Here is a 10,572-nt window from a genome sequence, read left to right as displayed (position 1 = left end):
CTTTTAGGTATATTTTCACTTTTCATGGTGCAATTTAAATCTTAAAATTTTTAATCTAGTTTTTTCATAGGTTAGTTAACACTATCAATTTTTATTTCTTATATATTATTATATCATGTTTAGGATAAATTTAGCCTAAACATTTAAATATATTTTTATTAATCAATTTAGAGACATAAAAAAAGCATTGTAATTTGACATAATGCAATAACTAACGGAATAATAGAAATTATCATTAACAACTTCTTTTTAGTTACTGCTCCACCAACAAGTATAAATATTCCAATAATAAACATTTTTTACTTTTTTACATAATTCTTAACTAATAAATGTATTCGGATTTCGCTGTTATACCCTACACTTATCAATTGTGTCACATTTTCCGGCATGAGTTTAACCTTTAAGACCATTTACACCATTGGATTGACGTTCCATGTTTTCTACAACAATATCATAAATTTCTCCCAAAGAAGCACAATACTCAACCACCTTCCATGGTATGTTTGTTTCAATGAATCCCAAGGACACTATAGATACCGCATCCAGCATTGACTTGTATAACTCTATAGATAATTTGAAAGGTAACCATAAAACAGCAATCATTTTGCGATATATGCAGGATATGTCTATAAAAGATATTACTAAAGTTATGAGCTGTTCCGAAAATACAGTAAAATCGTATATTCATAGGGCATTAAAATCTTTAAGAATCAATCTAAAGGAGGATTAAGTTACGGATAAATTAAATGATATAAAATTACCTTACAATATAGATTCATTAACTTCTAATGCTATCATAAGAGGAGAAAAATATAAAAATAATAAAGTTATGCATAGAAGGATAATCGCAACAGCGGCATCAATTTGTTTAGTTTTTATAATTGGAATGACTTCACTCGGCGTATCTGCAGAGGTTAAGGGATTTGCAGGAAATGTATTTAGTGACATAAAAGGCATTGTCGGATTAAGAGGAAGTAGTCAAGGAAATGCAATTATAAATAAAACAGTTACAGATAGCAAAGTTAGTATAACAGTACAAGATGTTCTTTGTGATGAGTATGGGGTTTATGTATCATTTATTGTAAAAAGTGATAAGGCGTTTATTAATACTAATGACACACAACTATTATTATATGATGACTATGGAAAAACAAGTTTTCACAAAGGTGATTTAGATACTGGCGGTGTAGCAGGACTTGACGGAAAATTTATTGATAAGTATACATTTATAGGAGTAGAAACATATTTATTTAGACACCTGAAAACAGAAGTACTTGAGAACTTCACATTAGATATAAATATTGGTGCAGTCTCATTAAATACTGTAGCAGACGATAGTGTTATTAGAGGAAAGTGGAAATTTTCTGTTCCGGTTAAGTTAAATAGTGAAGGAGTAAAGATAATAACTCCTGCTATAAAACAGAATAATATTTCTAAAAAAAAAGTAACATTAAGCAAACTTAATACATTTATAGAAATAGAAGTTCCAACAAGCTTAACTAACGAAAAATTCACTGTTGTAACGGATAAAGGGGTTACTATAGATCCAATATCATGTGAAAATAAAGAAAATAACGGTAAGACAACAAAAATTTGGAGACTTAAAGGAATTCCTGATGGTAGTGATGGTTTGATACTTAACATTGGAGATACGAATCCGGAAAGTATAATAATAAATATTAAATAGATGATAGCCACAAAATAGTATTTCCATTTATTTAAAGTTCATTTAAAATTGTGAATACTTACTTGTGGCTATTATTTATAAATAGTTGCATTATTCTTGAAACGAAGTTCCATTGCAAGTTCTACCCCTTTGCGATATTTTGCATCTACATTCTCACCATTCTCAGACATTACAATACCGTTTACTATCTCAGCACATTTCCTTGGTCATTTCATACCTGTCAGCAGTTCAGCACATACTACAAACACATTATGTGTTTGTATGAATTCAACTACACTTATATTCAAATTATTTTCTCCATTATATTTGTAGTTTTGCCCTATTACACAGTCACTTACTAAAATATTCATGTACAATTATGATTTATCCACGAATTTAACTAAACTCATAAAAGCTTCTACTGATTGAGGTTGGATAACGTCGAAGCCGGTCGCGAGTCAGTTGACTTTATATTCTTAAAGAGTTGTATATTAAAATATAGTGAAAAGAATGCGAGAACAAAAAAGCTTGCTACCTTTGTAACTAGAGCTGCAAGAGGAATCTCAATTCCTGCTGTTACTTGAAATACCGTCTGGATAGGAAGCATTATCCCAATAATACTACACAATGTTAATAGCATTGCTAGTAAAATATAGCCAAGTCCACTTCGTTTTTTTAATTGTGCTAAGCAAATGAAGGCAACAGGAGCAATTATACCCATATCTATAACGTATGTAACCTGTGTTGTATACACTTCAATAAGCTCTAAAGAGCTGCCAGCAATTAGCGAACTAATAATGTCTGGAAGCCAAGCCACAATCAAAGCAATGCCTGATAAAGATAGAAATATATATATTCCTTTGAATGGTAATGCATCCCCCATACTTTTAGCTACATGTTTTTTTTCTAAACTCACTATTGCAATAACTAATCCAAATAGGCTTGCTGAAAAGAGTGCAATATATACTAGATGTATAATATTATAAGTTACACCAAAAGCTATACTTGCCGAATAATAAGTAAATATTGAAATAACTGACATTAAAAACATTCGATTTTTTAATTTTTTCTTTTTCATATCTAGTACCAATGCTAATATTAATATTGGAATAGCAAAGAACAGGATTGTAAAATCTGTTCCACGAGATATTGGTGCCATAAAATACGAATCATGTGCATACAGTCCATCTCCATATATTTTTACTGTATCACCATATTGATTCACGAAATTAGATGCTTCTCCCCCAGTTGTATATAGAAGACCTATTGCTGATGTTAGAATGCCCAAGACAATAATTAAAAAAGTAATCCTGTGCAAAATTTTATTATTACTCATAATACACCTCACATTTTATAAATTCTAGAAAACTCACTTATCTATTTAATAACGCCTATCTTCTTATTAAGTTCGGAAAATATATATTGTTTTACCTCAACTTTATTATAACTAATTAGCCAACTTCCTTCTACAAATTAAAGAATAGTTTTGTCTTTTTACCTATCTAATATTTAGAATAATTAAGTCAAATATGTTAGTAGCTACGGCTTAATAGTGGTATGGAAACTGTAGGTGCGTTGAAACACTTCATACTTTGTAATATATTATCTAAATCATTTACTTTCATAGGCCTACCAATAAAGTATCCTTGAACAATATCGCAGCCACATTTCTTTAATAAATTTAGTTGTTCTTTAAGTTCTACTCCTTCTGCTACTACTTGCATATTAATTTTATGCCCAAAGTGAATGATTGCCTCTGCAAAAGATCTATCTACATCCTCTTTATGAATGTTATCAATAAATATTTTATCAATCTTGATAATATCTATTGGAAGCTTCTTTAAATAACCTAACGAAGAATATCCTGTTCCAAAATCATCTAAAGCAATCTTCACTCCCATATTTTTAAGCTTTTTAAATATCTTTATGTTTCTTTCAAAAGACTCCATCATAACCGTTTCAGTTACTTCCATTACTATATTTTTAGGATTAATATCGTGTTTTTTTAAACTTTCTTTGATAAAACTAATAAAGCTCTCATCTCTTAACTGAATATCTGAAATATTTATTGATATTTTTATATTTTTGTATTCCTTTTCTTGCCAAATCCTACTTTGTTTAAAGGCTTCTTCTATTACTAATCTTCCAATTTCTTTTATAAGTCCATTTTCCTCTGCTAAAGGGATAAATGACATTGGTGGAATTAGACCTTTACTCGGATGCTGCCATCTAATCAAAGCCTCGACACCAATTATATTAGATTTTTTCAATGAAAACAGTGGTTGAAAATATAAAATAAACTCTTTATTTAATATTGCTTTTTTTAAATCAATCTCCATTTCCGATTTTTCTTCTATTTCCTTTTGCATGTCTTCATGAAAAAAAACACAGTTGTTCTTCCCATTCATCTTTGCTTTACCCATAGCTATGTCTGCTTTTTTAAGCACATCATCAATTCCAGAAGCATCATTTTTATAAAAACTAATCCCCATACTTGCGGATAGTTGTATACTTCTATCTTGAATCCCATAGACCTTATTACATATTTCAAGAATTAAATTAGCTTTTTTGCTAACATATTTTATGGTTGTAGATGTTAGGAGAATTATAAACTCATCTCCACCCCACTTAAATATTTGTTCATTTACACTTAATATTTTACTTATTTCAAATATTATTATCTTTAACCACTTATCTCCTAATGTATATCCAAAGTTATCATTTACTTTTTTTAAATCATCAATATCAAAAAATAGTATTGTAAATTCTTTAGTATTTTTGTTAATTATTTCTTCACTTTTTATTTTAAAATAGTTTCTTTTGGGAATATCAGTTAAATGATCGTAAAAAGCAAGTTTAAACATTGTTTTTTCATAGTTTTTATAACCAACACATTGTGTTTCTTGTTTATCATTTAGTTTGATAAATTGATTAAATTGACTCTTTACTTCATCCTTTTGCAAACTATGAAATAAGTAGTTAGCCATGACATCTGCAAATTCCTTAAGAACAACCACCAAGTTTTGAATTTTACTATTATTATTACATATTTCCCCTGTTGACAGATAAGCGTAGCATTTCTTCATTGTATTTATAGGGAAAATTAGTATTACCTTCTCATTACTTTTTTTTATAAAAGAATGTGAATCTAACTTATTTATCTTTGATAAATCTATTAAGCTTAAGTTTTCATTTTCATAATCAACAAATCCAAATGCAGTTATACATTCACCACTAACATCAGTAACTTTTAATGGAACTTTTATAAATTCATATAAGTTTTTTATATATTCATAAATCTGATCTTTATTAATATTCTGTGAAAATTTTTTACTCACTGTACTTCCCGCCTTTATTATTTTCTAAAATACCGTTAAAACTTAAACGCTTCAATTTCCTCTTTTAACTTATCTGCACTTTCTTTAGAGTATTTTACTTGCTGCATAACATCACTTGACTTTGAGTTAACCTCTGTAATTTTGCTTGCTATATCTGTTGTCCCTACTGCTCCTTCATTTGCTGCGTCAGCTACACTGTCAATAGCTGACAAAACCTCTCCCACAGATGACAATAGTTCTTCTGATGTTGAACTAACTTCTGAGACTAAAATATCAACAAACCTTGCATCTTCGCTATATTGATCTGCAATGGCAAGCATTGTGTTATAGTCATCGATAACATCTGTACGCATAAATGTTAACAAGCTATTTGAGCTTAAAGATAAATTTTCCACAGATGTAGTTACCTTTGTGGTTACACCTTGAATTTTCATTACAGTTATTTTCGATTGCTCTGCTAACTTTCGTATTTCGTCAGCTACAACTGAAAATCCTCTTCCTGACTCCCCTGCTCTAGCTGCTTCAATGGCTGCGTTAAGTGCCAATAGATTAGTCTGCTCTGTTATTTGCATAATTGAGTCTGATAAAATATTAATTTGTTCCACTACCTTGGAGTCTTCTATAGCTTTTTCCAAGAGGCCTCTTGTGGTTTTAAATATATTGTAAGCTTTCTTTTGGGCAATATTTACACTTGCTTTTGTTCTTTCAGCTCTTTCACTTATTTCACTAGCAATAATTGCACCATTTTGTGATTTTTCAGCCAATAATTGCACAGCATTTTCGATTTCTTTAGATGTTGCAGCTATTTCCTCTGAACAAGCTGCCGTTTCTTCCATGCTAGCTGCCAGCTCTTCGGTAGTGGCTGACACCCCATTTAGATTCTCATTAAGAACATCCATATTAACAATTGCATCTTGAACTTTTTCTTCAATATTTGATGATTCATCTTTTATACGTTGAACCAACTGTTTTAAAGAATTCTTCATTTCATAAATACCATTTGCAATAATTCCAATTTCATCTTTTTTTCTTAAAATTTTAGAGTCAATGAAAAACGAGAAATCTCCATTTGCAATCATTTGTAAATATTCTGCTGATTTTTTAATAGGACTTGTAATTTGTTTCGCACTAAATGATGCAAGGAGAATTGTTATGGCAAGCATTATTAGTGAAATAACTAATATGGCATTTCTTATTCCTTTTGAACTATTAGATAGCTCCTCCTTAGACATAAAAGATGCTAAAACCCAATCCGTTCCCTCTACCTTTAAAGTATTTACTAAATAACTTGAGTTATCAATTTCAACTTCTAAGTTTTCTTTGCTTAAAATCCCATCCAGACCTTCTATTTTAACATCTTCAAATCTTTTGAAGTTATTTTCTGGCTTGCTACCATCAGCCATAATTATTCCAGAATTATGTACTATCATAGAAAAACCAGTCTTACCCGTTTTCATTTGACTTAGCATATTACTAATGACAGATTGCTGAACATCAAGACCTAATACTCCGATTACTTTCCCGCTCTTATCTGAAAAAGATCTTACATTACTTGTTATAAGTGAATTTGTAGTATTATCTACATAAGGTTCTGTTCTCACAATTTTCCCATTACCACTAAGTCCAACCTTATACCATGGTTTTTCAGGCGGATTATAATTACCCTCAATAGTTGTTTCAGGCCATTGAAGATATGAGCCTTCTTCAGTTCCATAATATAAATACATTGTTCCTTCATGATTTTTTGCATAGTGGTCAAACATATCATAAGTGTCTTGTTCTAATCCACTATTCTTTGAAGGTGTCATCTGAATCTTTTTCGTAATAGCTTTATAAGTTGTAATGCTTGTATCTGCACTCTGAACTAACTTGTTTTCAGCCATCATATTAATATTTTTATCAATTTGATCGTAAAAAATATAAATTGCATTTTGAACTATTTTCATTTGCTCCTTTGAATTGTTTAAATACTCAGTTACTGCCCTATTAGACACCTGAGAGTTTACTATTGCACCAACGGTTAATAACGAAATACAAACCATTAAAATAGCAATTCCTAGAAATTTTGTTTGTATACTATGTAACTTCTTTAACATTCTAATACCCCCGTACTATATTTGATCTGTCCATATTTGAACTTAATGATATTATTGTTTTACCAAATCCATCTCATTAATATTTAACTGCATTTTTTGCATTACTCTTCTTGCAACTTTTAATTCATCTTCTTCTATACCTTTATACAATAGTTGAGTAAATTTGGTGCTTTCCATCCTAATTTTAGGCCAGAAATCATAGCTGCTCTCTGACAGCTTAAGTCTAATTATACGTCCGTCTTTCAAATCCTTCTTAAAAATCAATAATCCCTTTTGCTCTATTTTTAAAGCAACCTGTTTGACATTCTGATGTGAACTTCCCATTTCCCTTGCAACTTCTTTGATTGTAGGTGGCTCATCAAATAAATTTTCTATAATAATTGATAAGAACCACTGCTTTGTTGTAATACCAAATCGTTTAAATTCTCTTTCAAACATAGTATCCACTCTGTTAGCTACTATGAATATTACTCCAAATAAATATTGCCTGTCACTCATCTTTTCAATCTTACTCATAATTAACTTCCCTTCTGCACCTCTAGTATATCTGTCAGTGTTTTTTATTAATATAAATTAATTAATTTCTATAAATTACAATCTCCTTAAACTTTAAACTAAACATTTTTTATCATAATCCAATTTTCTTTCAGTTTGAGAAAATCTTAATAAATAGCCATCGGGGTCTTGAAATAAAATCTCTTTCTTATCAATAACTTCCCCATCACATTTATATTGGCTTTCCATAACGTCTCTAAACAGTATTATATTATTTTGCTTAAGTTTAATTGCAATTTTATATACATCATCTGTAGCGATTTGAAAATTTATACCTCTGCCAAAAGGAGATTGTAATTTGCCTGTGTTCCAATTCTCATTAATCTCTTCAATCATAATTTGGGCTTCACCATAAGAAAGAAATGCAAACTTATCTTCTAACCTTTCATATTTCAAATCAAACCCCAAAATATTTAAGTAAAATTTTTTTGACTCGTCAAAACTGGATACAGATAATTCTGGAATTAGACCATTAAATTTCATGTTTAATCCTCCTATTCTTTAAAATCTGCAGAAACTCACCCTTTCCCTTTAGATAGCTGTCGAAAAATTCAAGGCAGATCTTGTTTATCGTCTTAAGGCAATATTCGGCGCTTGTGGTAGATTTCTTCCCGTTAAATAATCGAGTGAGTAATGGGCTTGTAAGTGCCAGATCTGTTAAAGTGAAATGCCCAACACCACTCATGTGGACATTAAATGCGGTTGCATTGGTACCAGAAAGCAGTGCATAATTTTCCGCGTATTGTGGCCACTGTGCAAGATTGCTCCATGAACTATCTGAATACACATTAAGCACAGGCACTGGATAGATTTCATCTTTGAAGACGAACTCACCCTCCTTAACACCCTCAATATCGTACATGAATGGAGATTCAAGAGCAATAACCGCGCTAACATCATCTCTCATTCTACCTATACCAAGTGCTGCCGAGCCACCAAGAGAATGTCCCATAACGCCGATTTTTGATGTGTCAATAAGTTTGTATGCTATATCAGCATTCTTGTTTTCTGCCTCTGAAAGTATATGATCTATCACAAAATCTATGTCACCGGTACGTATTTTCATCCACTTTTGATAATACTCATAGCTTTTCTGTCTGTCTGCTCGTGCGTTCTCTGCGGAGCATTCCTGCATATACCCCCTATCTATACGTGTCGTACTCCCGTCCTCGTCTTTAGTTGATAAGCATTGGTAAGTATGGTCGATTGAGCATACAACATAACCCTGACTTGCCAGCTCATTATAAAGCGATTCATTACTGGATTTAGTGGAAATCCCACCATGGGAAAAAACTATCAGCGGATACGTTCCGTCTGCATTTTCCGGATACCACAATTGCACATTCAGCTTTCTGTTTTCTCCCGTATCGGTATATGTTTCAACACGTTTTGTATCAGTGTATGTGTGGGTTATGGTTGCAACTTTATATTTGCCTGTCACCTCCATGGCCTTATGCTGTGGAAATATGATTGCCGGCAGAGTTAACGTAAATATAAGCACCGTCATTCCTATTGCTTTCAAAACAACACGCACTGCTTTGTACGCTTTTTTTTCATCTTTCTTTCGAATTAAGGCAATTCCCCCGATTATTGCAAGCAAAAGTAGCAAGGCTGCTAGAGCATAATAGCGAGAGCTCCAGTCAATTATAGCTAGAATAGTGAACATTACAAAGCCTGTAAATGCAGCAATTCTGCTAATATTTCTTATCTTTTGTTGGTTAGATTTCGTAATAATACAGAAAACTGCAAATGCAATTTCAGCAACAACTACCATTGAAAATATGAAAGTACCCATTTTTTCATTACCTCTCTTTGTTTTTTAAATTTATATAATAAACATTACTTTCCAAATATTGCTTTTGCTTACTTATTATATATAAAATTAATTTAAAATGAAGAACACCGCAATAAACGGACTTATAAAAATGGAAATATATATAAGAGTTATCCACGGTTGATAATCTACATACATTTCTTTAAAAGTCATTCTCCATGGATGTTTAATAATTACCCAACCAAATACATCGAAAATAATGGTGATTAATGCCCAACTTGTTCCTAATACTAATGCCTCTTTCCATATATTTAAAGGATTCACTTGTAAAAAATAAATATAAGAGAATATGGGCCAAATAATAATATTATAAAGTGCATGAAATGGAACTGTTTTAGCATATGGAACAATATCATACATAGAAGACACTTTTTCTACTTTATTTTCCATTTTTAATACTTTCCAATTGAAACAGGTATGACCTATTCCCACTAACGTTACAAAAACATATGCACTCCAAAACCATAACATAGATAATTCAAAATTCATTTGCTCCCCCCCTATTTAAAAAATTTATACACTACTAATAAACGCCTCAATGTCCTTTTGAATAAGATTTAATGCATTTCTCCAAAAATCTATTGAGTGAACATCTATACCAATTATCTTTGCACTATCAACAATATTATTTTTACTTGTAGCACTCAAGAAATTATTATATTGCGATACAAAAGCTCCGCCATTTTTAATATATGCAGCATAAAGACCCTTTGAAAATAAAACTCCAAATGAATATGGGAAATTTAGAAATTCATCCCTCGGCATATAATATCCAACTTTATTCATCCACATATATGGATGAATGGTCTCAAAACCAATACTATCACCATAGGCTTCTTCCATACAATTAAGCATTAATTCATTTAACTCTTCAACAGATAATTGACCCGATTTTCTTCTCTCAAATAATTTATTTTCAAATATATACCTAGCATAAAAATCAACAATATAATAACCAACATCTGAAATACTTTTTTCTAAAATTGAGTTGCTGTAAATGGCAAGTACTTTCCGTGAAATTTAGGAAATTAATTTCCCTGAATAAATCCCAGTTAATAATTTACAGTTAAGATAATGATTGTC

At 30.9% G+C, this 10,572-nt stretch carries 11 protein-coding genes; 2 read left to right on the top strand and 9 right to left on the bottom strand.

Annotated elements, in window-relative coordinates; genetic code table 11:
* Nucleotides 1-393: 393 nt before the first annotated feature.
* Entirely contained in the window at nucleotides 394-603 is a 210-nt protein-coding gene (locus KPL51_RS22315) for a hypothetical protein (protein WP_216166507.1), read from the bottom strand.
* Here KPL51_RS22315 and KPL51_RS24405 point away from each other — a divergent pair.
* A complete protein-coding gene (locus tag KPL51_RS24405) occupies nucleotides 512-730 on the top strand; it encodes a sigma factor-like helix-turn-helix DNA-binding protein (protein ID WP_224854673.1) in 219 nt (72 codons plus the stop codon). The genes KPL51_RS22315 and KPL51_RS24405 overlap by 92 nt on opposite strands.
* 99 nt (nucleotides 731-829) lie before the next feature.
* Nucleotides 830-1,687, top strand: a complete 858-nt coding sequence (locus tag KPL51_RS22305) for a DUF4179 domain-containing protein (RefSeq protein WP_216166502.1) — start codon at nucleotides 830-832, stop codon at nucleotides 1,685-1,687.
* Between the two features lie 397 nt (nucleotides 1,688-2,084).
* On the opposite strand, the gene KPL51_RS22300 is transcribed toward KPL51_RS22305, so the two are convergent.
* From KPL51_RS22300 to KPL51_RS22265, 8 genes are all read right to left on the bottom strand, one after another.
* Nucleotides 2,085-3,002 (bottom strand): hypothetical protein, encoded by a 918-nt coding sequence (locus tag KPL51_RS22300; RefSeq protein WP_216166500.1) that lies wholly within the window; start codon nucleotides 3,000-3,002, stop codon nucleotides 2,085-2,087.
* A 196-nt stretch (nucleotides 3,003-3,198) separates the two neighbouring features.
* Entirely contained in the window at nucleotides 3,199-5,004 is a 1,806-nt protein-coding gene (locus tag KPL51_RS22295) for a putative bifunctional diguanylate cyclase/phosphodiesterase (protein ID WP_216166498.1), read from the bottom strand.
* A 35-nt stretch (nucleotides 5,005-5,039) separates the two neighbouring features.
* Nucleotides 5,040-7,100, bottom strand: coding sequence for a methyl-accepting chemotaxis protein (locus tag KPL51_RS22290; RefSeq protein WP_216166496.1), 2,061 nt, complete (start codon nucleotides 7,098-7,100; stop codon nucleotides 5,040-5,042).
* A gap of 51 nt (nucleotides 7,101-7,151) precedes the next feature.
* Nucleotides 7,152-7,616, bottom strand: a complete 465-nt coding sequence (locus tag KPL51_RS22285; protein ID WP_216166494.1) for a MarR family winged helix-turn-helix transcriptional regulator — start codon at nucleotides 7,614-7,616, stop codon at nucleotides 7,152-7,154.
* A 93-nt stretch (nucleotides 7,617-7,709) separates the two neighbouring features.
* Entirely contained in the window at nucleotides 7,710-8,138 is a 429-nt protein-coding gene (locus tag KPL51_RS22280) for a bleomycin resistance protein (protein ID WP_216166492.1), read from the bottom strand.
* Nucleotides 8,128-9,450, bottom strand: a complete 1,323-nt coding sequence (locus tag KPL51_RS22275; protein ID WP_216166490.1) for an alpha/beta hydrolase family protein — start codon at nucleotides 9,448-9,450, stop codon at nucleotides 8,128-8,130. The genes KPL51_RS22280 and KPL51_RS22275 overlap by 11 nt, the downstream gene beginning before the upstream one ends.
* 87 nt (nucleotides 9,451-9,537) lie before the next feature.
* Nucleotides 9,538-9,978 carry a hypothetical protein gene (locus tag KPL51_RS22270; RefSeq protein WP_216166488.1) on the bottom strand — a complete coding sequence of 147 codons (441 nt, stop codon included), beginning with the start codon at nucleotides 9,976-9,978 and terminating at the stop codon, nucleotides 9,538-9,540.
* A gap of 24 nt (nucleotides 9,979-10,002) precedes the next feature.
* Complete coding sequence (locus tag KPL51_RS22265) at nucleotides 10,003-10,344, bottom strand: hypothetical protein (protein ID WP_216166486.1); 342 nt, start codon at nucleotides 10,342-10,344, stop codon at nucleotides 10,003-10,005.
* Nucleotides 10,345-10,572: the final 228 nt, after the last annotated feature.

This window comes from Clostridium bowmanii (genome assembly GCF_018861315.1).
GTDB classification, from domain to species: Bacteria; Bacillota; Clostridia; order Clostridiales; family Clostridiaceae; genus Clostridium_AD; species Clostridium_AD bowmanii.
The sequence above is the reverse complement of the archived record's forward strand: the minus strand, read 5'-3'. Positions and strand labels throughout refer to the sequence as shown.